This is a genomic window from Streptomyces uncialis (genome assembly GCF_001905345.1).
Taxonomy (GTDB): Bacteria; Actinomycetota; Actinomycetes; order Streptomycetales; family Streptomycetaceae; genus Streptomyces; species Streptomyces uncialis.
On sequence record NZ_LFBV01000003.1, the window covers coordinates 684,900 to 710,241 of the forward strand.

Sequence of the window (25,342 nt, forward strand, 5' to 3'; positions counted from 1 at the left end):
ATCCGGCTACACCGACAGCGCGACCAAGCGTGTCTGCTGCTCGCGGCCACGGCCGGGCATCCTCACTCACGAGGGCGCGTCCACGGAGACACGGGCCGTGGGCGCGCCCCACCCATGCCGTGACGTGGGCGGGTTGACGGGTGCGGTGGACGGAGCGCTGGACAGCGGATCCTGGTTCGGTGAGCCGGTATGCCGTCGGGCCGTCGGGCCGGAACCGGTACGCGCCCGGTCGTAGCCGTGCCGCACCGTCCGCCGTACGGCCCTCTCGTCACGGGACCCGCCCGCGCCCGGCGTCACCGTAGGCGCGGCACGTAGGCGCGGCACGTAGGCGTGGCCCCTTGGATGACGTCCGCTCCTGGAACACCGGTGTGCCGCAAGGCGGTTGCGGCGGCGCGATCAGCCCGTGAGGGATCTCAGGAGAGGCTCAGGCACCCGGACCGGCCGCGCCGGCCGGGGCTCGCCGCGCTCGCGGCCCGCCGCACGGGACGGCCTCGCGTACGGCGTCACCCGTGCCGCCCGAGCCACTTGGCGGCTCCCCTGCCGGACATGCCACCCGGACACCACCCCCGCCGGCCCCCGCTCATGGGGACCCCGCACACGCTTGCGCACGGCCCGACGGGCCATCTTCGTCGTGATGAGCGGTAGTTCCGGCCAGCCGCTGCGAAACGCCACGCACCTCAGGGGAGTTCGGTGCTCGGAGGCTGCTGGAGATGGTGACGGTGTGCGGGCCCGGGTGCTCCGTGCGGGCACCGCTTCCAACGTAGCGATCGGGCGCCCGGCCGTCACCGGCTCGTACGGGCCTGCCCCTCCGGCTACACCGACCGTGCGCCCGGCAGGCGCTTGCCCGCCGGCCCGGCGGGGACGAGCATGGACGTGCGAGGACTTCCCGGGCTTCCCGAACCGCTTCGACGCGCCGCGGCGGCAGACCGCTTCGACGGACCGACCGCTTCGATGTGCTGTGGCGACGGGCTCCGGGCCGGGTGTTCCCGCGACGGGAGCCGTGCGGCACGGGAGTTGACCGCGCGGCGGGTGCATCATGCGGGCGGTGCGGGAGGAGTTCCGCTGCCACCCGGGACGTCCGCCCAGGTTCGGGGTACCGGGCGTCGCGGGCGGGCTTCCGGGCCGGGTGTCGCGGGCCGGGCGGCGGCGGGCGTGTCGGCACGCCCGCGCCGGGCGGCCTCAGTAGCTGATGAGACCTGTCTGGAGCGCGGTGACCACGGCGGCCGTCCGGTTGGGGGCGCCGAGCTTGAGGAGCAGACTGGCCACGATCCGCTTGACGCCGTGGCTGGAGATGCCCAGACGACGGGCTATCTGCTTGTTGCTGAGACCTTGGGCGAGCAAGCGCACCACTTCGTCCTCGCGGCCGGTGAGGCTCACCTCACGCCGCCAGCGTGACGGTCCGGGCTCAGCGACGCGCTGGAGGAGCGCCCTGGTGAAGGAGGTGGGCATGGGCACCTCGCCGGCCATCGTGCGCTGGAGGGCGTCCTCGACGGCGGAGGCGGTCAGTTCGCCCTCGACCAGGAAGCCGTCCGGGACGGACGGACCGGACAGCAGGTCCTCGCGCACCTGGGCGTCGCTCAGCAGCAGCAGTACTTTCGGGCGCCGGCGCCGGCAGTCGACGGGCACCCCCCTGCCGGGGCCGTAGTCGGCCTCGTGCAGGAAGAGGATGTCGACAGGGGTCGTGTCTAACGTGCTCTCCACCTCGCTCCAGTCACCGCAGTTCCTGACCTCTCTGACGATGGGGGTCGTCGACAACACGGCTCGCAGGCCGAGTCGCAGCACACCATCACGGACGAAGGTGGTCACGACGAGCTGCCCTCCCGGGGCGGGGGTGTCGCACAGCACCTGACTCACCCGTACTCCTCCTCACTGGTACTACATATGTCAAAGACATATGCCGTTCTCGCGGGGCCGCACTGCCGCCGGACCGGGTGGCGTTTCAGGCGTGTCCGCCGTCCCCGTTCACCTTGTTGCCGAACATGCGCATTGGCCACACCTGTTCAACGGCAAGCTCTCACCGTACCCAGGCAGATCGTTTCGCTCAACCACACAAAGGTGGCACGACGACTTACGTATGACGCCCGCAACAATGGGGCACTTCGAACACCTCCGCGATATTGGTTGAATATTCACCCAGCGCCACACTCCGGCCCCGTCCGGACAGGCTTTCGTTTCCCTTGAAAAACAAGTACTTTCCTTGCCGCGGCACCCCGGCGATGTATTTCGTCGCCGCCCGATCCCCCGACCACACGCACCCGAGTACCTACCCACGAGGTGATCCGCACACCCCTGACCGGGTCCGTCACCCTTGGCGACCCTCGACGGCCGAGGGCCGGACACATCGTTTCGCCACGCGTCGCCGCGTGTGAATTCCCGCCGAATCCGCGGACCGACGCGCCTGTGCGACCGGTCGGCGAGCGGTTTACCCATGTCTCCGCGGCGGCCCCCGCAGCCGCCTCACCGCACCCCGGCACGCGGCGGGCGGGGCCTTTTCGGGCCACCGGAAATTCGTGCGGACACCGGAACCAGAAATCGATGGACCATGACCAAAAAACATGTTCCGTACGGCATCAATATTGTGGACACGAATCCGGCCGAGGAGCGGCCCCCGTCCGCCGCGGCGGCAGCGAAGGAGTGCCGATGAGCACCGGGACAGCCATGAGCGCCGGTACATCCGCGGACGGCGAGGACCCGGCCGGGCCCGCGGGCCCGGCCCCCGGCCGCGGCGAACGGGAGGGTGTCGGCCGGGAAGGTGTCGGCCGGTGGCTGCTGGGACAGACGCGGCCCTTCCGGCTCGTCATCGCCGTCCATCTCGCGGGCAGCCTGATGTGGCAGGTGCTGTCCGCCGCGATCCCGCTCACCGTCGGTCTCGGCTTCGACGCGGTCCTCGGCGGCGAGCGCCCCGACCTCGGCACCTTCCACCTCGTGGTCGCCGTCCTGCTGGCGCTCGTCGTGGTCCGGGGGGTGAGCGGCGTCGTCGCCACGTACTCCCTGGAGTCGTTCGCGAGCGGCCTGGAACGCGAGGCCCGTCGGCAGGTGTTCGCGGGTCTGCTGCGCAAGAGCCAGGGCTGGTTCGACCGGCGGCGCGTCGGTGATCTGTCCGCGCGCGCCACGGGGGACGCCGAGTCGCTGAACCTGATGGTCTCCCCCGGCTTCGACATGGCCGTCGACCTCACCCTCAACATCCTGATGCCGGTCGCCTTCATCGCGCTGATCGATCCCCGGCTGCTGCTCTCCCCCGTGCTCTTCGTGGTGCTGTTCGCGGTGGCCCTGTTCGAGCACGGGCGACGGCTGGAACCCGTCTCCGATCTCACCCGGGAGCGCTTCGGCTCGATGACGGCCCAGGTCACCGAGAGCGTCGCCGGGATCGAGGTGGTCGAGTCGGCCGGGGGCGTGGAGCAGGAGCGGGCCCGGTTCGCCGCCCGCGCCCGGGAGTACCGGGACGCCGCCGTGCGCCAGGCGCGCGCCCAGGCGCTCTCCCTGCCACCGCTGTTGCTCACCCTCGCCACGGCGGGTGCCCTGGTGCACTCGGTGGCGCTGCTGCGGGCGGGTGCTCTCACCATCGGTGAACTCGTCGCCGTACTCGGCCTGATGGGCACGCTGCGCGCGCCCACCCAGCTCGCGTCGTTCAGCATGGGGCTCATCCACCTGGGCGCGGCGGGCGCCCGGCGCATCATGGAGGTCGTGGCCGACCCGGACGACGAGGACGAGCGCGGCGGCACGCACCGCGCGGCCGTCGCCGGTGAGATCGTGATGGAGAACGTCAGCTTCGGGTACGACCCCGGCGTCCCCGTACTGCGGGACGTCTCCTTCCGGGTGGCCCCCGGGTCCACCGTGGCGGTCGTCGGGCCCACCGGCAGCGGCAAGTCCACCGTGCTGCGTCTGCTGAACCGCACCTACGTCCCCGACCGGGGACGGGTCCTGGTGGACGGGGTCGCCACCACCGAGTGGGACACCGGATCGCTCAGGTCCCAGATCGCGGTGGTCGAGCAGGACGTGGTCCTCTTCTCCCGGACCATCGCCGAGAACCTGAGCGCCGGGGCGGACACCGGCGCGGACCGCTCCCGGCTGGAGTCGGCGGCCCGTACCGCGCAGGCGCACGACTTCATCATGGCGAGCGAGCACGGCTACGACACGGTGGTCGGTGAACGCGGCGCCACCCTGTCCGGCGGGCAGCGCCAACGGCTCGCCATCGCCCGTGCGCTGGTCGCCGACCCCCGGGTGCTCGCCGTGGACGACGCGACCAGCGCCGTCGACAGCGTCACCGAGCACGAACTCCAGCTCGCGATGCGGCAGGCCGCGGCGGGACGCACCACGTTCCTGATCACGCCGCGGCTGTCCCGTGTCCGGGCGGCCGACCACATCCTCGTCATGGACCGGGGGCGGATCGTCGGCCAGGGCGGCCATGAACAGCTGCTGGACGGCTGCCCGTTGTACCGCCGGATCTTCGCGCCCTATCCGGGCGAACCGGGGCGGGCGGCCGTCCCGCGCCGCCCGTCCGTGCGGAAGGGGACCCACCTATGACGCATCCGCTGGACGGCACACAGCCGGAGGAGCGCGAACGCCGGTACGGCGACCGGGAGCTGGTCCGGCGGATCACCCCCTACTTCCACGGTCGGGGCGCGGCGGTGGCGTTCGTGACGTGCGCCGTGGTCGTCTCCGCGGTCGCGGGCAGTGCCGTACCGGTGCTGCTGGCCCGTACCGTGGACTCCGCCCTCGACGGCGGCGAGCGGCCGGTGACCGCGCTGGTGGCGGCGATCCTCGCGGCGGGGAGCGTGGCGTGGCTGTGCGCGTATCTCCAGGAGCGCCGGACCGCGACGCTGGTCGGGGATGTGGTGCTGGCCCTGCGGGAGCGGGTGTTCGGGACGGTGATGCGGCAGGACATGGCGTTCCACGACGCGCATCCCACCGGGGTGGTGGTCAGCCGGGTCACCCATGACACCCAGGCGTTCGCGACACTCACCGCCCTGGTGCTGGCCCTGCTGGGCCAGGTCCTGATGATCGTGCTGGTGATGGCGGTCCTCTTCGTCATCAACGTTCCGCTGGCGCTGCTGACCGCGCTGGTGGCCGGGATGATCGTGCTGGTGAGCCTCGGCTTCCGGCGGGCGGCTCGGGAAGCGTCGCGGCGGCAGCAGCGGACCCTGGCCGAGGTGAACGGCTTTGTGCAGGAGACCTTGCGGGGCGTCGCCGTGACGCGCAACCACCAGCGGCAGGGATCGGCCGAGGCGGGGCTGCGGGAGGTCGACCGGCGCTGGTACCTGGCGAGCGTCCGGCTGAACCGGTTGTTCAGCGGGATCTTCCCGCTGCTCCTCTCGCTGACCGGGCTCGGTACCGTCGCCGTGGTCCTGGTGGGCGGCCGGGCCGTCGCGGCGGGTGGGATGTCGGCCGGTGAGTGGGTGCTGTTCCTGGAGGCCCTGGCGCTGTTCTGGTCGCCGCTCACCAGCATCGCGGCCTTCTGGAACCAGCTCCAGCAGGGCCTCGCTGCGGGCGAGCGGGTGTTCGCGCTGATCGACCGGGAACCGGCGGTCCGCCGGCACGGCCGGGTCCCGGTGACCCGGTTGCGGGGCGCGTTCGAACTGCGCGATGTGCGTTTCGCCTACGCCGACGGGCACCCGGTGCTCAAGGGGGTCGATCTCACGATCCCGGCGGGCCGGACGGTCGCGCTGGTCGGTCACACCGGCGCCGGGAAGTCCAGTCTGGTGCGGCTGATCACCCGCGCCTACGAGTTCCAGGGCGGTGAACTCCTCGTCGACGGGCAGGATGTACGGACCCTGGACCTGGCGGGATACCGGCGCAATCTGGGGGTGGTCACCCAGACACCGTTCCTGTTCTCCGGCACCGTGGCGGAGAACATCGGGCGGGGCCGGCCCGGCGCCGGGCCGCGCGAGATCGAGGCCGCCGCCCGCGCGGTGGCGGGCGGCGACTGGGTCGACCGGTTGCCCCAGGGGCTGGACACCCGTACCGACGAGGGCGGGGGCAACCTCTCGACGGGACAGCGGCAGCTCGTCGCACTGGCCCGGGTCTTCCTCCAGGACGCCCCCGTCCTCGTCCTGGACGAGGCGACGGCCAGTCTCGACCCGCTGACCGAGGCACAGATCCAGGAGGGACTCGACGTCCTCACGGCGGACCGCACCGCCCTCGTCGTCGCCCACCGGCTGCCGACGGTCCGCAAGGCCGATCTGATCGCCGTCGTCGACGGGGGCCGGATCACCGAGCAGGGCACCCATACGGAGCTGCTCGCCCGGAACGGCTCGTACAGCCTGCTGTACGACCGGTACTTCCGTCATCAGCGGCCCGACACCGACCCCGCCGACCTCCCGGCTCCCTTGCGGCCGGTGCCGGTGGGACCTCCGCCACGGGGACGGCGGGCGACGGCGGCCGACGGCACGGGGCCGACGGACGCGGCGCGCGGGGAGGAGGGGGCCGTGGACGCCCGCCAGGGCTGAGCTCCCGGCCGGGTCCGTCCCGCCCGGCCGAGTCCGTCCCGCCCGGCCTGGTCCGTCCTGCCCGGCGGTGTGCGCGGTCCGGCGGTGTGCGACGCGGTCCGGCGGTGTGCGCGGGGCCGGGCGGCGCGCGCGGCCCGGCGGGTCAGCCCTGCGGGAGGTGGCCTTCGGTGTACTGGCCGACGTACTCGCCTTCCGCCGGGACGACCGTGATCACGTCGATCAGCACCCCGTCGGGCGCGGCGACGATGAAGTGCCGCTGGCCGAACTCCTCCGTGCGCGGCGCCAGGAGCTCGGTCAGTCCCGCCCCGCCCACCAGACGCCGGTGCTCGGCGTCCACGTCGGCCACCTCGAAGTTGAGCAGGAGGCCGCCCCGGACCGGGGTGCGGTACCCCTCGGGGACGGTCGGGTGGTCGGGGTCGAGCAGGGCGAGTTCGTAGTGCGGGGCGTCGGGGCGGTGCAGGCTCACGTACCAGTCGGCCTCGAACGTCACCGCGAAGCCCAGATGGCGGGTGTAGAAGTCGCGGGAGGCGGCCACGTCACGGGTGCAGATGACGGGGTAGAAGCCGCCGAGCGTGTTCTTCATGACTCAAGTCCCTTCGTCGTGGGTGCGCGTGGCGTGCCGCACCATTTCACATACCTCGGGTATGTGAAGTCCGGCGCTAACATACCCGGGGTACGCGAAAATGGGAAAGGCGGTACCGCGATGGCGGTGAACCGGGCGGAACAGCGGGCGGCGACCCGGCGGGCCCTGCTCACGGAAGGGCGGCGGCGGTTCGCGGCCGACGGGTACCACGCGGTGGTCCTCGCCGAGGTGGCGGCGGCCGTGGGGGTCACCAAGGGCGCCGCGTACCACCACTTCGCCAGCAAGGCCGGGCTGTTCCGGGCGGTGGTCGCCGAGGTCCAGCACGAACTCGGGGAACGCGTCGCGGACGCGGCGATGGCGCACCCCGACCCCTGGGAGCAGCTGCGCGCGGGCTGCCGCGCCTTCCTGGCGGCGGGCGCCGACCCGGCGGTCCGGCGGATCGTGCTGGTGGACGCGCCGACCGTGCTGGGCTGGGACGAGTGGCGGGCCATGGACGAGGACTCGTCCGCACGTCATCTGGCCGAGGCCCTCGGGTCCCTGGTGACGGCCGGGATCATCGCCGACCAGCCGGTGGAACCCCTGGCCCGGCTGCTGTCCGGCGCGATGAACGAGGCCGCCCTCTGGCTGGCCCGTACGGACGGACCCGGAGCGCTCCCGGACACCGAACGGGCCCTCGACCGGCTGCTGGCGGGCCTGCGGAACTGAGCGACCGCCACCGGACGTGGCCCGGATCACGGAAGTTCTCCCGCCTCACCGGCGTTGACGCCCTCCGGGGCGGTACGGCGCGTCCGCGCCTTCGGCGCCACCCCGGAGCGGATGAGGGAGAGCGGATGGCAGGCATGAGGGCCGTGGTCCACGCGGGACCCGGCGGACTCGCCGGGGTACGGGTGGGCGAGGCCGACATGGCGGTGGCGGGCCCCGGGCAGGTCCTGGTCCGGCTGCGGGCGGCGGGGCTCAACCACCGCGACCTGTTCGTGGCCGCCGGGCGGTCGCCGCACGATCCGCCGCTCGTCCTCGGCGCGGACGGCGCGGGGGTGATCGTCCAGGGTGACGGACCGGACGGGCTCACCGTGGGCGACGAGGTGATCATCGACCCCACGCTCGGCTGGGCGGACCCGTCGGACGTCCCCGAGGTGCCCGGCATCCTCGGCGGCCCGGACGACGGCACGTTCGCCGAGTACGTGGCCGTCCCCGCGCACAACGTCCTGCCCAAGCCCGCCCATCTGGACTGGGCCGAGGCCGCGGCGCTGCCGCTGTCCGCCGTCACGGCCTACCGGGCGCTGTTCACCCGTGGCGGGCTGCGGACCGGGGACCATGTACTGCTGCCCGGGATCGGCGGGGGCGTGGCGACGATCGCGCTCGCGATGGCCAAGGCGGTCGGCGCCACCGTCACCGTCACCTCCCGCAGCGAGGACAAGCTGCGCCGCGCCCGGGAGTCCGGCGCCGACCACACCCTGCGCAGCGACGCCGACTGGTCCGCCGCCCTTCAGCGGCCGGTGGACCTGGTGGTGGACAGCATCGGCTCGGCGACCTTCGGCTCCGCGCTGGCCGCACTGCGCCCCGGCGGGCGGCTGGTCACCCTGGGCGCCACGACCGGCGAGGAGGTCACGCTGTCGCTGCGTGAGCTGTTCTTCCGGCAGATCAGCGTGGTGGGCACGTCGATGGGCAGCGCCGCCGAGTTCCGCGAGATGCTCGCGCTGGTGGCCGAGCACCGCCTGCGCCCGGTGGTGCACCGGACCTTCCCGCTGGACGGGGGCGCGAAGGCCCTCGCCGAACTGGCCGAGGGCAGCCAGTTCGGCAAGCTGGTGCTGACCATGGACTGACGGAGTGACGGAGTGATGGACCGACGGGACAGGTCCTCCCGTACGGCCGGGGGGGGGCCGGTCCCGTCAACGCGCGGGGCGCCGCCGCACCGGGCCCCCGGGCGTCCCCGTCTCCCCGTCGAACCACCTGCGGCTACCGCGCCCAGCGCTGTCGGGCGGGTCCCGGGTGTCACGACGACGCCCCCGAACCCGCCCCCGGCTACCGCGCGCAGCGCCCCCGCGCGGCCTCCGCGATCGCCACCCGGGGGGTGAGCGGCCGGGCGGGCAGGCCCGAGGCCACCCGCAGCGCGTCGGGTTTGGGCACCTCGCCGGTCAGACTGCGGATGCGGTCGGTGAACCCCGGTTCGGGCAGCGGGAGTTCGACGTCGTCGTCCACCCAGTCGACCGCGGCCGGGATGTAGTCCATGACCGCGTAGACCATCGCCGGGACCCGCCAGTCGTCCCGGGTGCGCAGGGCCCCCAGTACCCGCAGGGTGGTCGTCAGACTCGCGTCGGCGGCCTCCAGGTCGAGGACGCCTTCGGGCAGGCCGGTCAGCAGACCCCTCGGCCCGCCGACCGCCGAGGGCTCCGTCAGGCGGGCGCCCGGACGCTGGACGTACCACCAGCTCGCGGGACCGTCCTCGCCGAGCGACAGATGGTGGAGGTACAGGCAGTACACGGCGGCCTGGTCACCCGCGCCCGCGGCGTACTGCCACCAGAAACGGGCGGCCTCGTCACCGGCCTTGAGCTGGAGCAGACAGCCGAGCAGCAGCGCCCCGTCCGGCTCCGGCAGGGTCTGGGTGAGGAAGTTGCGCAGCCCGTGCAGCGCCGCGTGGGTGACCACGGTCTCGCACAGGGTGGTCAGCTGACCGGCCGCCACCAGCCGGTCGTCCCGGGCCGGGCCGGACCCGGCCTCGGCTCCGGGGGCGGGTGCGCACGGCCCGGCCCCGCGTACCGCGATCCGGGCCTCGGCGGCGGCGATGTCCTCACGGGTGCAGGGCACGTCGTCGACCAGGCGGGCGCGGGTGAGGCGGTCCAGCAGGTCGTCATTCACGGTTGCGTCCCTCCATGGAACGGTCCGGCCCGAGGATCTCCCGCAGCCTGCGCCGGGCGTGCCGGTCCGTGGAGCGCACGGCGGCCTGGGAGATCCCGAGTTCGTCGGCTATGCGGTCGACCGGCAGGTCGAGGAGATACCGCAGCACGGTCACGTCCTGCTGGCGGTCGGGGAGCTGGCGGACGGCCCGCATCAGGGTGAGGGACTCCTCCAGCTGGGCGATCGGGTCGCTGGAGGTCCGCAGCGCGACGGTGTCGAACGCGGCCTCGTCGAGGGGCTGGGTCTCGGGCCTGCGGCCCCGGTTGTGGTCGGCGACATGGTTGCGCAGCACGGCCCAGGCGTAGCGGTCGGGGCTGTCGCTGCGCAGCACCTGGGGCCATTTTCGCAGCAGTTTCTCGAAGGCCGCGTCGACCGCCTCCTCCGCGTCCGCGCGGTTGCGCAGGAAGGCGCGGGCGTAGCGGAGATAGGCGGGGCGGTGCATCTGGTGGAACGCCGAGAAGTCCAGCGGCGGTGCCTGGGGCATCAGGGTGAGACGACGGGGCGTGCGGGCGCCGTGGTTCTGGTTCACCGTCCCTCCGGTCCGCCGCGGTCGCGGCTGATCTCGCTGAACCCCGCTTTCACCCCGGCCGCCGCGGCTTTGCGGAGGAGGGTGATGGTGTCGCGCCCGAGTACCCGGACCGCGACGGCCGCCATGATGACGTCTGCGGCAAGCCTCATGCTCATGAAAGGATCGGTTCCTCTCGCTGCGGATCGGCTACCGCCCGCCCCGGGGTGGCCGCCGGGAGTGCGCCCGGCGCGCTCCACCATGCAGGACTGATCTCAACGGTCGTTCTGTGCAAAGGCAATCGTGCCCCCGGCCGTCCGGATGCCGCGCTCCGGGCGCTTCGTTGCCCCGTCAACGGGTTTGCCCCGCAACTTCGATCATCCCGGGCCGTCCGGTCCACCGTTCCCACCAGCGGACGGGCGGGCTCCCCGGCCATCGAGGGGTGTTTGCGCAACGCGAGCAAACAGCCGTGGCGGTTTGACGGGTGACGCAGGTCACATCGGCGCGGAAGCTTCTCGGCGGGCGAGGAGCTCCCCACGCGAGCTGCCCCGGGACGGCGCGACGACGACCCCGCGCGAGCGGACCCGGACGCCACGAGAACTTCGGGCGGCGGCCCGCGCGCCGGGCCCGCGCATCGCGACCCGCCCCGGACCAGCCCCGGGAGCCACGCCGCCCACCTCACCCCGACGCCGACCTCCACACGCCCACCGAGGCACCCCACCCGGCCGCACCCGAGCCCCAGCGAACGAGGCTTCCCGCCCATCGGTCAAGCCACTTCCCCCGCACCAGTACCACCGACAGCACCATCCGACCCCAATCCCCCACGGAACGTGCGGTAACCCCTCGACCACCCCGACCCCCTGGACCTACTATGAGGCGATTGGCTTAGCCACTTACCGCTCAGCCATGTACCGATGGAAGCGAAGGGACACACCCTCCGTGGACGGGTCCGCCCGTCCCGCCGTCCCACCCGTCCACCCAGCCCCGGAGCCCGCAATGAAACTCGCCGAAGCCCTCGACCTCTGCCCGACCGAACTGCTCGTCGACGGCGTCTGGCGGCCCGCCTCCGACGGCCGCCGGATCGACGTCCACGACCCGGCGACCACCGAGCGCATCGCCTCCGTGGCCTCCGGCGACGAGTCCGACGCCCGCGCCGCCGCCGACGCCGCCGCCCGCGCGCTGCCCGGCTGGGCCGCGACCCCGGCCCGGCAGCGGTCCGCCGTGCTGCGCCGCGCCTTCGAGCTGATGACGGAGCGCGCCGAGTACTTCGCGACCCTGATCAGCGCGGAGAACGGTAAGGCGCTGCCCGACGCGCGCGCCGAAGTGGCCTACGCCGCCGAGTTCTTCCGCTGGTACGCCGAGGAGGCGGTCCGGCTCGCCGGGACCGTGCAGCACGCCCCCGCGGGCGGGTACCGGATCGTGGTGGACCGGGCGCCCATCGGGGTGGCCGTCCTGGTGACCCCCTGGAACTACCCCGCCGCGATGGCCACCCGGAAGATCGGCCCCGCGCTGGCCGCCGGGTGCTCCGTCGTCCTCAAGCCCGCGAGCGACACCCCGCTGACCGCGCTCGCCGTCGGCGCCCTGCTGGCCGAGGCGGGCGCCCCGGCCGGGGTGGTCAACGTGGTGCCGGCCGACCGCTCGGGCCGGGTCGTCGGCGCGATGCTCGACCACCCGGCCGTACGCAAGCTGTCGTTCACCGGGTCGACGGAGGTGGGCCGGCGGCTGCTGCACAGCGCGGCGGACCGGGTGCTCAGCACCTCCATGGAGCTCGGCGGCAACGCGCCCTTCCTGGTCCTCGCGGACGCCGACCTCGACGCGGCGGTACGCGGCGCCATGCTCGCCAAGATGCGCAACGGCGGCGAGGCGTGCACGGCCGCCAACCGGTTCTACGTCCATGAGTCGGTCGCCGAGGAGTTCGCGAGCCGCTTCGCCGCCGCGATGGCCTCGCTGCGGGTCGGGCCGGGCCTGGAGGAGGACACCGAGGTCGGACCGCTCGTCAACGCCGCGACGAGGGACAAGGTCGCCGAACTGGTCGCGGACGCCGTCACCCGCGGCGCCCGGGTCCGCACCGGCGGACGCGCCCCGGACCGTACCGGGTACTACTACGAGCCCACCGTGCTGGACGAGGTGGCCCCCGGGTCGGCGCTGCTGACGGAGGAGATCTTCGGCCCCGTCGCCCCCATCGTCCGGTTCCGCGACGAGGCCGAGGCGATCCGGCTGGCCAACGACACCGAGTACGGGCTGGTCTCCTACGTCTACACCCGCGATCTGCGGCGCGGACTCGCCGTCTGCGGCGCGCTGGAGAGCGGCATGGTCGGACTGAACCGCGGCATCGTCTCCGACCCCGCGGCGCCCTTCGGCGGGGTGAAGCAGAGCGGGCTCGGCCGGGAGGGCGGCCACGAGGGCATCCTGGAGTACACGGAGACCAAGTACATCGCCACCGACTGGTGAACCGCTGACCGGTGAGCCGTCCGCCACCGGTACCGAGGGCCCGTCGCCGCACCGGCGACGGGCCCTCGGCGTTCCCGGGACCCGGCCGACACGCACGGGTCGGCCGGCACACACGGGTCGCCCGGCACACACGGGTACGGCCACCCGGCAGGCACACGCGTACGGCCCGCGGCACGCCACACGTACGGCCCTTCGGACCGCGTCCGGACAGCACGGAACCGCCGTGCGCGGGCCCTCGCAGGACAGGGCGTCGGCTCGCGCACGGCGGGGTCGGAAATCAGGGGTCCGGACCGGGGTGGACTCAGGGGCCCGGCCCGGACCCCCGCGCCGGGGGCCGCCGCACCGGGGTTCGTCCGGCGGCCCCCGGACGTCTCATCGGGTGGAGTCGTCCCCGGAACGCATCCCGGCCGCCCGCGCCTCGACCTCGAACAGCGCCGCGTAGTCCTCCTCGGCGAAGCCGTGGCCGATCGCCGTCTGGATCAGCTGGTGGACCATGCTGCTCACCGGCATCGGCACCTCCAGATGACGGGCGGCGCCCAGACCCAGGTCGAAGTCCTTGCGGAGCATCTTGTTGTTGAAGGTGGGCGTGTAGTCCCGCTCCACCAGGGCGCGGCCCTTGTGCTTGATGAAGGTGGAGCCGAGCACCGAGCCGTTCAGGAAGTCGATGAACGCGCCGCGCGGCACCCCGCCCTTCTCCGCGAGGGTGGTGACCTCCACCAGCGCCTGGGTGATCATGCCCAGCATCAGGTTGTGACAGATCTTCACCAGCCGGCTCTGCTCCTCCGGGCCCGCGTGCACCACGGTAGGGGCGATCAGCTGGAGGTACGGCAGCACCCGGTCGTAGGTCTCACGGGGGCCGGAGGCGACGATGGCGCCCATCCCGTCCGCGACCATGTGCGGGTTGCCGCTGATCGGCGAGGCGAGGAAGTCGACCCCGGCCGCCCGGCAGGCCGCGCGGACCTCGCTGGACGCCTCCGCGGAGACGGTCGAGCAGTCGACGATGACCGACGGGGTCCTGTCGGCGCTCAGCAGCCCGCCCTCGCCGGTGACGACGTCGATGAGGTCCTGGCTCGCGGACACCATCACGAACACGATGTCGGCGTCCGTGAGTCCGGTGATGGCGGGGACCGCCTTGGCGCCCTTGTCGACCAGCGGCTTGGTCTTGGCCGCGGTGCGGTTCCACACCGTGAGGTCGGCACCGCCCGCGAGCAGGCTCTCCGACATGACCGTGCCCATCCGGCCGGTGCCGAGCCAGCCGAGCCGCTCGTTACGGGATGCACTCATGGTTGTTCTCGCCTTTCGAGGGGGTGTTTCGAGGGTGTGAGGTACTGCGGTGGATGTTCGGTGACGCCGGGGCTCAGGCGCCCATGGCGGCGCCGATCGTGGTGACGATCCGCTCCACGGAGGGAATCGCGAGGTCCTCCAGCGCGTCCGCCGACGGCAGCGGGATGTGCGGGGTGGTGATGCGCACGGGCGCGCCGGTGAGCGCGTCCCAGCACTCCTCGGTGGCCAGTGAGACGATCTCGGCGCCCCAGCCGCACAGCCGGGGGTTCTCCTCGACCGTGAACAGCCGCCCGGTGCGCGAGGCGTGCCCGAGGATCGTGGGCGTGTCCAGCGGGACCAGGCTGCGTACGTCGATCACCGCGCAGTCCAGCCCGCGCTCGGCGTGCAGCCGCTCGGCTGCCTCCAGCGCCTTGGGGACCATCGCGGCCAGCGCGACGATCGTGGCGTCCTCGCCCTCCCGGCGGACGACGGCCCGGCCCAGCTCCTCGACGATCTCCCCGTCGAGGTCGGGGATCTCCTCCTTGCTGGAGTACAGGGCCTTGTGGTTGAAGAAGATCACCGGGTCGTTGTCGCGGACGGCGGCCGCCATCAGCCCGACGACGTCACGGGCCGTGGCGGGGGCGACCACCTTCAGGCCGGGGATGGCCATGGCCCAGTTCTCGATGGACTGCGAGTGCTGCGCCCCGAACCGCAGTCCGGCGCCGTTGCCGCACTGGATGACCAGCGGGAAGGACACCTGGCCGTCCGACATGTAGCGGGACTTGGAGATCTCGTTGGCGACCAGGTCCCAGCAGACCGCGAAGAAGTCGCTGTACATGATCTCGGCGATCGGCCGCAGCCCGGTCATCGCCGCGCCCATCGCCGCGCCGAGGATGGCCTGCTCGCTGATGGGGGTGTCCCGCACCCGCAGCGGGCCGAACTCCTCCAGGAGTCCCGCGGTGGTCTTGAACACCCCGCCGGCGGCGGCGACATCCTCACCGAGGAACACCACCCGCTCGTCGCGGCGCATCTCCTGCGCGATGCCGTGCGCGACGGCCTTGCGGTAGGTCAGTACGGTCATGGGGCCAGCCCCTCCTTCTGCTGCGCGGCCTGGTCGGCGCGCGGCTCGGTGCGCCAGGCGTGGCCGCCGTCGCTCCAGACATTGGTGTAGAGACGGGACAGATCCGGCCAGGCGCCGCCCTTCGCCTCCTCGGTGGCCGCGTCGATCTCGGTCACGATCTCGGCGTCGACCGCGTCCAGCTCGGCCGGGTCGAAGCCCCGGCCGATCAGCCGCTCCCGGTAGGTGATCATCGGGTCCTTCTCCATCCAGGCGCGGACCTCGCCGGGATCGCGGTACTTCGCCGGGTCGGCCCGGGAGTGGCCGCCGTGCCGGTAGGTGACGGCCTCGATCAGGGCGGGCCCGCCCCCCGCGCGGGCCCGGGCGATCGCCGCGGACGCCGTCAGGTACACCTCGTCCGGGTCGTTGCCGTCGATGACGACGGAGTCCAGGTTGTAGGCCGACGCGCGGTCGGCCGCCGGGTTCTGGACCGCGGTGACGCTGTCGATGCGGGTGTACTCCATGTACAGGTTGTTCTCGCACACGAAGACGACCGGCAGGTTCCAGATGACGGCGAAGTTCAGCGCCTCGTGGAACGCGCCGATGTTGGTGGCGCCGTCGCCGAAGAAGCAGACGGTGACCTGTTCGGTGCCCCGGTACTGGGCCGACCAGGCGGCGCCGTTGGCGATGACGAGCTGCGCGCCGATGATGGCGTACGAGCCGAGGATGCCGCGTTCGGCGTCGATGAGGTGCATCGAGCCGCCCTTGCCGTGCATCAGCCCGTTGTCCCGGCCGAGGAGTTCGGCCATCAGGGGGGCGAGCGGGGTGCCGCGGGCGACGAGGTGGTTGTGGCCCCGGTAGGTGATGAAGGAGTAGTCGTCGGGCCGCATCGCGGCGGCGACCCCGGCGGCGACGGCCTCCTGGCCGATCCCGAGGTGGGTGGTGCCCTTGACCAGGTTCTGGAGGAACAGGTCGTACGCCCGCTTCTCGAACTTTCGGGCGGTGGACATGGTCCGGTAGAGGGAGAGCGCTGTCTCCTCGGACACGTCCCCGCTCACGGGTCCCGTGAGCGGCGCAAACGCGGCGCTGGTGTCGACGGACATGGGTCCGCACCTTTCTCGACGGCGGGTCACCGGTGCCGCTCGTGGCGGCTGCCGGCCCGTCGCGTCGGCTCAGTACTGGTTGGCGATGAAGAGTTCGTCGGCCGGGAAGCGGGTGAGGATCTCGACCCCGGTGGCGGTGACGACGACCTCCTCCTCGATCCGGGCGGCGGAGACGCCGTCGGTGGCGGGGCAGTAGGTCTCCAGGGCGAAGACCATGCCCTCCTCGATGAGCATCGGGCTCTCCAGCGAGGTGAGGCGGCTGATGATGGGCCGCTCGTGCAGGGCGAGACCGAGGCCGTGCCCGAAGAGCAGCCCGAACGCGGTCTTCTCGTCCTGGACGCCGATCTCCTCGGCGGTCGGCCACAGCCGTGCGACGTCGGCGGTGGACACACCGGGCCGGATGGCGTCGATGGCGACGTCCATCCATTCCCGGGCGCGGGTGTAGGCGTCCCGCTGGACGGTGGTGGCACGGCCGACGTTGAACGTGCGGTAGTAGCACGTCCGGTAGCCGTTGTAGGAGTGCATGATGTCGAAGAACGCCTGGTCTCCCGGGCGGATGATGCGGTCGGAGAAGTTGTGCGGATGCGGGTTGCAGCGCTCGCCGGACACCGCGTTGATGGACTCGACGTCGTCGGAACCCATCTCGTAGAGCCGCTTGTTGGCGAGGGCCACGATCTCGTTCTCGCGGACGCCGGGCTTCAGTGCCTCGGTGATGTCGTGGTAGACGCCGTCGACCATGGCGGCGGCCATCGACAGCAGGGTGATCTCGTCGCGGTTCTTGATCTGCCGGGCGTCGAGCATGGTCTGCTGGCCGTCGCGGATGTCGAGGCCCTGGCGGGTCAGCTCGGTGTGCATCGGCAGGTCGAGCAGATCGACCCCGACGGGCATCCCCCCGACACCGGCCTGGGCCAGCCGGTCCTTGATCTCCGTGACGGCGCGTCCCATCAGATCGGCGTCCGGGGGGACCGCGCCGCGCATGGTGGTCCACGAGGAGAGACAGTTCTCGGGCTTCATCCAGGGCGCGTACATCCGGTTGTGCACCGCGGCCGAGCCGAAGTCCCACAGGATCAGCTCGCCGGTACGGGTGTAGATCGCGTACCGCGACAGCTTCTCGCGGGTCCACTCACCGATGGATATACCGGTGAGGTAGCGGATGTTGTTGTTGTCGAACACCAGCACCGCGCCCAGCTCGCTCGCCTCCAGGGCCTGCTGGATACGGGCCAGCCGGTAGGAGCGCAGCCGGTCGAAGTTGACCCGCTCCTCGAAGTCGACGAGGCCGTGGCCGGGCGCGGGGGCGACGGGCAGCGGAGGGGTCGGGGGAACAGCGGAGGGGCTCATGGGGTCTCCGTGTACGAGGGGGCGGACAGGTGGGCGGGTGCGGTGGGGTGGGCCGGCCGCGCGGAGGGCGCGGCTCGGGGGGCACCGGAGGGGGCGGAGGGACGAGGGGTGGGTCCGTCGCCCGGACCGCGCCGTCCGCGGTCCGGGCGACGGGTCAGGGGGCCGCCACCGGGACGGGCCCGGTGTGGTGGCAGGCCGCGAGCGAACCGGACGACGTGCCCGTGACCGGCAGCAGCACCGGTCCCTCGGTGCGGCACAGGTCGTCGGCCCGGGGGCATCGGGGGTGGAAGGCGCAGCCCGGGGGCGGCGCGAGCGGGCTGGGCAGTTCGGCGTCGGTGGCGAGTTCCCGCCGCCGCGCCGAGCGCTCGGACTGGAGTGCCGGGTCGGCGACCAGGGTCGAGGCCAGCAGGGTCTGGGTGTAGGGATGGGCGGGTTCCCGGTAGACCCGTTCGGCCGGTCCGGACTCCGCGAGCTGTCCCAGGTACAGGACCCCGATGTCGTCGCTCATATGGCGGACGACCTCCAGGTCGTGCGCGATGAACAGATAGCTGACGCCGAGTTCGCGCTGGAGTTCCTTGAGCAGGTTGATGACCTGGCTCTGGGTGGACACGTCCAGGGCGCTGACCGGTTCGTCGCAGACGATGAGCCGGGGCCGGGTGGCGAGGGCCCGGGCGATGGCCACCCGCTGGCGCTGGCCGCCGGACAGTTCGTGCGGGTAGCGCTGGGCGTGGAAGCCGGAGAGCCCCACCCGGTCCAGGGAGTCGGCGATCTCGCGGTGGCGTTCGGCGCCGGACAGCGGGCGGTGCCGGGTGAGGGCCTGCCCGAGGGTGACACCGATGGTCTGCCGCGGGTTCAGCGAGGACAGCGGGTCCTGGAAGACGACCTGCACGTCCCGGTTGAACGAGGGCGGGGTGCGCCGGCCGAAGGCGGCGATGTCCTGGCCGTCGAAGAGGACCCGTCCCTCGGAGACCGGGGCGAGGCGCAGGATGGCCCGTCCGATGCTGCTCTTGCCGGAGCCGGACTCCCCGACCAGGCCGAGGGTGCGTCCGGCGCCGATGGTGAAGCTGACGTCCCGGACGGCGGTGAGCAGCTTGGGCTTGCCCGTCATGCCCCGGCCGAGCTGGTAGCGCACGGAGAGGTTCTCGACGGAGAGCAGCGGGGCCGTGCCGTCCGGCGCGGGGCCGGTGGTGTCCGGGGCGCGGTCCGTGGCCTTGTCGTTCATCGGGCACCTGCCAGGTCGAGTTCGGAGGCCCGCAGACAGCGCACCCCGTCGATGTCGACCGGCACCGGTGTGGTGCGGCAGGCGTCGGTGGCGTACGGGCAGCGCGGGTGGAAGCGGCAGCCCTGGGGCCAGTCCCAGGCCGGGGGGACCCGTCCGGGGATGGTGGCGAGCGGCTCGTCGCCGTTCCCGTGGTGCGGTACCGCGGCCAGCAGGGCCTCGGTGTACGGGTGCCGGGGAGTGGCGAACGCGTCCCGTACGGTGCGCTGTTCGGCGATCTGGCCGGCGTACATGACGGCGATCCGGTCGCAGCTGTCGGCCACCACACCGAGGTCGTGGGTGATCAGCAGCAGCGACATCGACAGCCGTTCCCGCAGTCCGGCGAGCAGGTCGAGGACCTGGGCCTGGATGGTGACGTCGAGCGCGGTGGTCGGCTCGTCCGCGATGAGCAGCTCCGGGTCGCAGGCCAGCGCGCCGGCGATGACGACCCGCTGGGCCATGCCTCCGGAGAACTGGTGCGGGTAGTCCTTGAGCCGTTCCCGGGGTGCGGGGACGCCGACGAGGTTGAGGAGTTCGGCGGCCCGTTCGGTGGCCTGGTTGCGGTTCAGGTCGCTGTGGGCGCGGATGGCGTCGGTGAGCTGGCGCCCCACGGTGTGCACCGGGGAGAGCGCGGAGCCCGGGTCCTGGAAGACCATGCCGACGCGTCCGCCGCGCACCTTGCGGAGTTTCTCGCCGCGCAGTCCGGCGAGTTCGGTGTCCTGGAGCCGGATGGAGCCGGAGGCGACGGTGACGCCCCGGGGCAGCAGTCCGAGGATCGCGGAGGCGGTGATGGACTTGCCGCAGCCGGACTCGCCGACGAGGCCGAAGGTCTCGCCGCGGTTGATGTGGAAGGACACCCCGGAGACGAGCTGGGCGCCGCCGGGGTCGGTGACGGTGAGCCCGTCGAGGCGGAGCAGGGCGTCGGCGGGTGCCGGTGCGGGGCCGCGGACGGTGGTGAGTGCCGTGGCGGTCGCGGTGGCCGGGACGGCTTCGGCCGTGGGCCGGTCGGTGACCGTGGCCGTGGCCTTCGCCGTGCTGTCCATCGGGCCGTCCGCCGCCGGTTCGGCCGGGGTGTTCGCCGGCGCGAGGTCGGTCAGGGCGGCCGGGCCGATGCCGGTGGGGTCCCCGGGCCCCGCCGGGACGGTCGTCCCGGCGGGGGCCTTGGACCTGCCGGGCCGGGTCGCCCCCGCCGACCGGGGCGACCCGGCGTCCCTCAACCCGTCCCCCAACAGGTTGAAGACCAGGACGCTCAGGGTGATCGCGGCGCCGGGCAGGATCGCGAGCAGCGGGTGCTCGGCGACATGCTGGCGGGACGCGTCGAGCATGGCGCCCCAGCTCACCGCGGTGGTGTCGACGCCGACGCCGAGGAAGCTCAGGGTCGCCTCGATGAGCAGGGCCGTGCCGAGCGCGATGGACGCCTGCACGATGAGGGGCGGCGACACGTTCGGCAGCACCTGGCGGAACATGATCGACAGGGGGCGCAGTCCGAGGACCCGGGCGGCGTCCACGTACAGCTTCTCGCGTTCGGCGAGGACCACGGCGCGGGTGATGCGCATGAAGCTGACGGCGAAGATGAGTCCTACGGCGAGCATCGCGTTGCCGAGGCCGTTGCCGAGGACGGCGACCAGGGCGAGGGCGAGCAGCAGGGCGGGGATGGACTGCATGACGTCGGCGATCCGCATGCCGATCCGGTCCCACCAGCCGCCCCGGTAGCCGACGAACAGTCCGAGGCCGACGCCGAGGACGAGTCCGATGGCGACGGACTCGCCGGAGGCGAGGAGCGCGGTGCGGGTGCCGTAGATCAGCCGGGTCAGGGTGTCGCGGCCGAGGTCGTCGGTGCCGAGGAGGTGGTCGGCGCTGGGACCCTGGAGCTTGTCCGCGACGCTGATCTCGGTGGGGCCGTACGGCGCGATGAGCGGGGCCGCGAGGGCAAGGGTGATCTGGAGGGCGAGGAAGGCCAGACAGATCACGGTGACGGGCTGCCGCAGCAGACGGCTGAAGGTGCCGGCCCGTGCCTGGTGGGTGCTCATTGAGGCCTCACCTTCGGGTTGATCACGCCGTACAGGACGTCGGCGCCCAGGTTGACCAGGAGGACGATGACGGCGACGAGGACGATGGAGCCCTGGAGCACCGGGTAGTCGGCGCGTACGACGCTGTCGATGAGGAGGGTGCCGAGGCCGGGGACCGCGAAGATCCGTTCGATGACGAAGCTTGCGGCGACCAGGACGGACATCTGGATGGCGATGACCGCGAGGACCGGGACCATGGCGTTCTTGGTGGCGTACCGCAGGACGATCCGCCGCCGTTTGATGCCGCGGGCCAGCAGGGTCTGGACGTACGGCGACTCCAGGGCGTCGATCATCGCGCTGCGGGTCTGCCGGGCGATGACGGCCGCGGTGTGGGAGCCGAGGGCCAGGGCGGGCAGGATCATGCCCTGGAACCAGGCGGCGGGGTCCTCGGTGAGCGGGGTGTAGCCGACGACGGGCAGCCAGCCGAGGTTGACCGCGAAGACCAGGACCAGCAGCATCGCGAGCCAGAAGCTCGGTACGGCGAGTCCGAGGGCGACGACGGTGGTCAGCAGCCGGTCGGCGACGGTGCCGGGGCGCAGTGCCCCGAGCACCCCGAGCGGGACACCGACGGCCAGGGCGATGACCATACCGGCGATGGCGAGCGACAGGGTGATGCCGATGCCGGTGCCGATGGACTCGGTGACGGGGACGCTGGTGTAGAGGGAGGCCCCGAGGTCACCGCCGAGGGCGCCGCCGAGCCAGTCCACGTACTGCTCGAACAGCGAGCGGTCGAGGCCGAGCTGGGCGGTCATGGCCGCCTTGTCCTCGGCCGGCGCGCCCTCGCCGAGGATCTGCGCCACCGGGTCGGTGGGCGTCATGTGCACCAGGCTGAAGACGAACACCGACACCAGCAGCAGGGTGGGAAGTGCGGACAGCAGCCGCCGCACAAGGAACTTGGTCACCGGACCGGTCCCAGGTCCGGGACCGGTCCGCCCTGCGCGGCGGCGTCGGCGAAGACCCGCTCGCGGACCCGGCGGGTCGCGGCGCCCGCGGCGGTGGGGTCGAGGTCGGTGAGGACCTTGCCCCGCTTGCGGATCCGGCCGCCGACGATGACGGTGTCGACGTCACGCGGGGTGGTCTGGAGGACGATGTGCGCGGCGGGGTCGCCGAGGGCGACGCCGTAGGGCTCGGTGTCGACGAGGACGACGTCCGCGAGCCGGCCGGGGGTGAGGCGGCCGAGTTCGTCGCCGAGACCGAGGTGGGCGGCGGCGTTGACGGTGGCGAACTCCAGCATGTCGCGGGGCTGGACGAGGGGGACGCCGGGGCTGTGCTCCAGCGGCCAGCGGCCGGCCTCGCGTTCGGTGGTGGCGTCGACGTTGCGCATCAGCAGGAAGGTGAGGCGCATCGCGGCGAACAGGTCGATGGAGACCCGGGCGTGGGTGTCGATGCCGAGGCTGGGGCGGGCGCCCGCGCGGTGGGCGCGGTTGAGGATGGTCATGGACCGGCCGCCGCCGAACTCGCCCTCGGGGGTGAAGGAGATACCGCCGCCGCAGGCCGCGAGCGCCGCCAGCTCGCTGTCGTCGGCGGCGTTGGCGTGCGCGGGGACGATGTCGGAGCCGAGGAGTCCGGCCTCGTGCAGGGCGCGGATCTGGCCGGGCGGGTTCTGGTGGACGCTCATCCGCATCCCGAGTTCCCGGGCGAGCAGGATCTCCTTGGTGACGCGGTCCATGGACCCGTACTCGATGGAGCCGAGCGCCATGCCGACCCTGAGCAGTCCGTCGCCGCCGAGGTTGATCTCCTCGTGCAGGCGCTGGACGTGCTCCAGGCGCCAGGCGTGGTCCTCGGGCGGGGCGCCGAAGCTGCCGAGCATGCCGTAGGCGAAGAGGGCGCGCTGGCCGGTACGGCGGTGGGCGCTCAGTCCGGCCTCGGCGGCCTCGGGGGACATGACGTTGTGGCAGAAGTCGAGGACCCCGGTGACTCCGGCGTCGAGCATCTGGACGGAGCCGGAGAACGTGGCGTCGTGGATGTCGTCGGGGCCGAAGTGCTCGCGGAGGTAGAAGACCTCGCGCTGGTAGTCGTCGCCGGTCCAGCCCCGGGCGTGGAGTCCCTTGAGGGGGGTCTGCCAGGCGTGCATATGGGTGTCGATGAGACCGGGGATGGCGATCATGCCGCGGGCGTCGATGACCTCGGCGTCGCCGGGCACCTGGTCCGCGAGGTCCGGTCCGACGGCGGTGATGCGGTCCCCGGTGATCAGGATGTCACCGGTGGTGAGGTCGCCGTAGCCGGGGTCCATGGTGAGGACGGTGGCGCCCTTGATCAGCAGGCGGCGCTCGTCGGTCGAGGTGTTCTCAGGCACGGCTGACTCCCTGGGTGACGGGGTGGGCGACGGGCAGCTCGGCGAAGGGCTTCGCGGTGTGGACGATCCGGCCGCCCACGAGGGTCAGCACGGACTCGATGCGCGGGATGACCTCTTCGTCGACGGTGAGGTAGTCGTCGCTGAGGACGGCGAGGTCGGCGAGCAGACCGGGTTCGAGGCGGCCCCGCTCGTTCTCCTCGAAGCTGAACCACGTACCGGAGGCGGTGTAGCCGCGCAGCGCCTCCTCGCGGGTGAGCAGATGCCGCGGGTCCAGGGTGTCGTTGCCGGTGACGGTACGGCCGTTGAGGAACCAGGCGAGGGTCGCGAAGGGGTTGTACGAGGCGACCCGCATGGCGTCGGAGCCGAGACCGAGCGGGATCCCCCGTTCGATGAGGGTGCGCAGCGGCGGGGCCTCGGCGACGGTCTCGGCGCCCCAGGCGGTGATGGCCTCGTCGCCCTGGAAGCGGAACAGGCCCTGGGCGAGGACACCGGCGCCGAGGGCGGCGATCCGGTCGACGTCGACGGGCCGCAGGGGCTCGGCGTGCACCAGGGACCAGCGCAGATCGCTGATGTCGTGCTCGGCGTGCACCTGCTCCCAGGCGGTGAGGACCGCGTCGATGGTCTCGTGGTGGTGTGCGTGGGTGTGCACGGTCCAGCGGTTGCGGGCCAGGTCGGTGAACATCTGCCGGAGCTGGTCGCGGACCTCGTCGTCGATGACGACGGGGTGGGCGATCTTGTCGACGGTGCGGTACAGGGCGACCTCGCCGGAGCCGATGACGCGCAGCATGTTGTCGCCGACGTCGAGCGGGGTGAAGCGGAGGTAGCCGGCGAGCTCGTCCATCTCGGTGCCGGCCCGGGACGCGTGGACTGCGAGGCGGCTGCGGACGGTCAGCAGACCGCGGCGCCAGGTCTCACGGATCGCGGGGTAGGCGTCGGGGCCGCTGTTGAAGCCGCCGCCGTCGATGGCGCCGGTGATCCCGAGCCGGTTGAGCTCGCGGGACATCTCGGCGGTGGAGGCGACCTGCTCCTCGAAGGTGGGGCTCGGCATCCGCCGGTAGAACCACTCCATCAGCGGGGTGCCGTTGACCTTGCCGGTGAGTTCGCCGTCGGCGCCGGTCTCGAACGAGGCCGGGTCGAAGCCCTCCTCGGCGAGTTCGCGGACCAGTGCGTGGTCGACGCCGAGGACACGCATCGCGGCGGTGTTGAGGACGGCCCAGTCGTAGAGGAACTGTACGTAGACCGGGTTGTCGGGGGCCGCGGCGTCGAGTTCCGCGCGGCTCGGGCCGCGGTTCTCGGGGAACTGGGCGGGGTGCCAGCCGCCGATGACCCTGATCCAGCTGCCGGCGGGGCGCTCGGCGGAGCGGCGGGTGATGGCCGCGAGTCCGCTCTCCAGGGTGAGCTCGTCCTCCCAGCGGACCTCGTCGCGCCAGGTGCGTCCGGCGCGGACGATGTGGACGTGCGAGTCGATCAGCCCGGGGACGACGCGCCGCCCGGCGAGGTCCACCACGGTGGTGCCGGGACCTGCGAGGTCCTCGATCTCCCGGCTGGTGCCGATCGCAGTGATCCGCTCGCCGCTGACGGCGACGGCTTCCACCTCGGCGCTGCGGGCGTCGGTGGACATGGTGGTCACGCGCCCGTTCAGGAGCACCAGATCGGGGTGCGCGGCGGAAGGCGGTGTGCTGCTCATGGGTGGGTTCTCCATCCGGGGTTTACGGAGGGTGGGTACTGAGAGGTGCACAGCGGGGGGGGGCGGCGTGGGGCTCCGGCGCCTCGTGCGGCGTCCTGCGGATGCCGTGGGAGGCGGGCCGGGGTTCGGTGGGGTGGGTCCACCCGGCGGATCGGCTGCTGTGGTGTGTGGTTCTCGTGACGCGTGGTGCCGGTGGTACGTGATGCGTGGTGCTGGTGGTGCTGGTGATGTTCGTGGTGCGTGGTGCCGGTGACACGTGTGTGGTGCTGTGCCGCCTGGTTACTGCCTGGTCACCGCTTGGTTCTCGCGACGGGTGGCGTCGGCGAGGGCCGCGTACGGGGTTGCCGGGTGCAGCCGGCCGGGCGGCGGGTCGGCGAGGGCGGACCGGGGT

At 72.6% G+C, this 25,342-nt stretch carries 19 protein-coding genes; 5 read left to right on the forward strand and 14 right to left on the reverse strand.

Going from position 1 to position 25,342, the window contains the following annotated elements; all coding sequences use genetic code 11:
* Positions 1-1,179: 1,179 nt before the first annotated feature.
* A complete protein-coding gene (locus tag AB852_RS16855; RefSeq protein WP_073788923.1) occupies positions 1,180-1,854 on the reverse strand; it encodes a helix-turn-helix transcriptional regulator in 675 nt (224 codons plus the stop codon).
* 786 nt (positions 1,855-2,640) lie between these two features.
* Here AB852_RS16855 and AB852_RS16860 point away from each other — a divergent pair.
* On the forward strand, positions 2,641-4,524 hold the full coding sequence (locus AB852_RS16860) for an ABC transporter ATP-binding protein (protein WP_073788925.1): 1,884 nt from the start codon (positions 2,641-2,643) through the stop codon (positions 4,522-4,524).
* The gene (locus tag AB852_RS16865) at positions 4,521-6,446 is read left to right on the forward strand and encodes an ABC transporter ATP-binding protein (RefSeq protein ID WP_073788927.1); all 1,926 of its coding nucleotides are present in this window, start codon (positions 4,521-4,523) and stop codon (positions 6,444-6,446) included. Before AB852_RS16860 ends, AB852_RS16865 begins: the two co-directional genes overlap by 4 nt.
* A gap of 142 nt (positions 6,447-6,588) precedes the next feature.
* Here the strand turns inward: AB852_RS16865 and AB852_RS16870 are convergent, their stop codons facing one another.
* Positions 6,589-7,029 carry a VOC family protein gene (locus tag AB852_RS16870; protein WP_073788929.1) on the reverse strand — a complete coding sequence of 147 codons (441 nt, stop codon included), beginning with the start codon at positions 7,027-7,029 and terminating at the stop codon, positions 6,589-6,591.
* Positions 7,030-7,149: 120 nt separating this feature from the next.
* On the opposite strand from AB852_RS16870, the gene AB852_RS16875 reads away from it, so the two are divergent.
* Both AB852_RS16875 and AB852_RS16880 read left to right on the forward strand, forming a co-directional pair.
* A complete protein-coding gene (locus AB852_RS16875) occupies positions 7,150-7,734 on the forward strand; it encodes a TetR/AcrR family transcriptional regulator (protein ID WP_073788932.1) in 585 nt (194 codons plus the stop codon).
* 125 nt (positions 7,735-7,859) lie between these two features.
* A complete protein-coding gene (locus AB852_RS16880) occupies positions 7,860-8,852 on the forward strand; it encodes a zinc-binding dehydrogenase (protein ID WP_245876804.1) in 993 nt (330 codons plus the stop codon).
* A 199-nt stretch (positions 8,853-9,051) separates the two neighbouring features.
* Here the strand turns inward: AB852_RS16880 and AB852_RS16885 are convergent, their stop codons facing one another.
* From AB852_RS16885 to AB852_RS39825, 3 genes are read right to left on the reverse strand one after another with little or no spacing between them, the layout of a single operon-like run.
* Positions 9,052-9,885, reverse strand: coding sequence for a hypothetical protein (locus tag AB852_RS16885; protein ID WP_073788937.1), 834 nt, complete (start codon positions 9,883-9,885; stop codon positions 9,052-9,054).
* Positions 9,878-10,453 (reverse strand): sigma-70 family RNA polymerase sigma factor, encoded by a 576-nt coding sequence (locus AB852_RS16890; RefSeq protein WP_241561863.1) that lies wholly within the window; start codon positions 10,451-10,453, stop codon positions 9,878-9,880. The genes AB852_RS16885 and AB852_RS16890 overlap by 8 nt, the downstream gene beginning before the upstream one ends.
* Positions 10,450-10,608 carry a hypothetical protein gene (locus tag AB852_RS39825; RefSeq protein ID WP_178391037.1) on the reverse strand — a complete coding sequence of 53 codons (159 nt, stop codon included), beginning with the start codon at positions 10,606-10,608 and terminating at the stop codon, positions 10,450-10,452. Before AB852_RS39825 ends, AB852_RS16890 begins: the two co-directional genes overlap by 4 nt.
* A gap of 817 nt (positions 10,609-11,425) precedes the next feature.
* Between AB852_RS39825 and AB852_RS16895 the strand changes: the two genes are divergently transcribed.
* Positions 11,426-12,880, forward strand: coding sequence for an NAD-dependent succinate-semialdehyde dehydrogenase (locus AB852_RS16895; RefSeq protein WP_073788939.1), 1,455 nt, complete (start codon positions 11,426-11,428; stop codon positions 12,878-12,880).
* Positions 12,881-13,252: 372 nt separating this feature from the next.
* Here the strand turns inward: AB852_RS16895 and AB852_RS16900 are convergent, their stop codons facing one another.
* From AB852_RS16900 to AB852_RS16940, 9 genes are all read right to left on the reverse strand, one after another.
* Entirely contained in the window at positions 13,253-14,164 is a 912-nt protein-coding gene (locus AB852_RS16900; protein ID WP_073788941.1) for an NAD(P)-dependent oxidoreductase, read from the reverse strand.
* Positions 14,165-14,237: 73 nt separating this feature from the next.
* A complete protein-coding gene (locus tag AB852_RS16905; RefSeq protein WP_073788943.1) occupies positions 14,238-15,224 on the reverse strand; it encodes an alpha-ketoacid dehydrogenase subunit beta in 987 nt (328 codons plus the stop codon).
* A complete protein-coding gene (locus AB852_RS16910) occupies positions 15,221-16,303 on the reverse strand; it encodes a thiamine pyrophosphate-dependent dehydrogenase E1 component subunit alpha (protein ID WP_073788945.1) in 1,083 nt (360 codons plus the stop codon). Before AB852_RS16910 ends, AB852_RS16905 begins: the two co-directional genes overlap by 4 nt.
* Before the next feature lie 69 nt (positions 16,304-16,372).
* Positions 16,373-17,641: a M24 family metallopeptidase gene (locus tag AB852_RS16915; protein ID WP_073788947.1), complete on the reverse strand. Its 1,269-nt coding sequence runs from the start codon at positions 17,639-17,641 to the stop codon at positions 16,373-16,375.
* Positions 17,642-17,795: 154 nt separating this feature from the next.
* Complete coding sequence (locus AB852_RS16920; protein ID WP_073788949.1) at positions 17,796-18,863, reverse strand: ABC transporter ATP-binding protein; 1,068 nt, start codon at positions 18,861-18,863, stop codon at positions 17,796-17,798.
* On the reverse strand, positions 18,860-20,929 hold the full coding sequence (locus AB852_RS16925) for a dipeptide/oligopeptide/nickel ABC transporter permease/ATP-binding protein (RefSeq protein ID WP_073788952.1): 2,070 nt from the start codon (positions 20,927-20,929) through the stop codon (positions 18,860-18,862). The genes AB852_RS16920 and AB852_RS16925 overlap by 4 nt, the downstream gene beginning before the upstream one ends.
* A complete protein-coding gene (locus AB852_RS16930) occupies positions 20,926-21,870 on the reverse strand; it encodes an ABC transporter permease (RefSeq protein WP_073788954.1) in 945 nt (314 codons plus the stop codon). The genes AB852_RS16925 and AB852_RS16930 overlap by 4 nt, the downstream gene beginning before the upstream one ends.
* Entirely contained in the window at positions 21,867-23,264 is a 1,398-nt protein-coding gene (locus AB852_RS16935) for an amidohydrolase family protein (RefSeq protein WP_073788956.1), read from the reverse strand. The genes AB852_RS16930 and AB852_RS16935 overlap by 4 nt, the downstream gene beginning before the upstream one ends.
* Positions 23,257-24,951 (reverse strand): amidohydrolase, encoded by a 1,695-nt coding sequence (locus AB852_RS16940; protein WP_073788958.1) that lies wholly within the window; start codon positions 24,949-24,951, stop codon positions 23,257-23,259. Before AB852_RS16940 ends, AB852_RS16935 begins: the two co-directional genes overlap by 8 nt.
* Between the last annotated feature and the right edge of the window lie 391 nt (positions 24,952-25,342).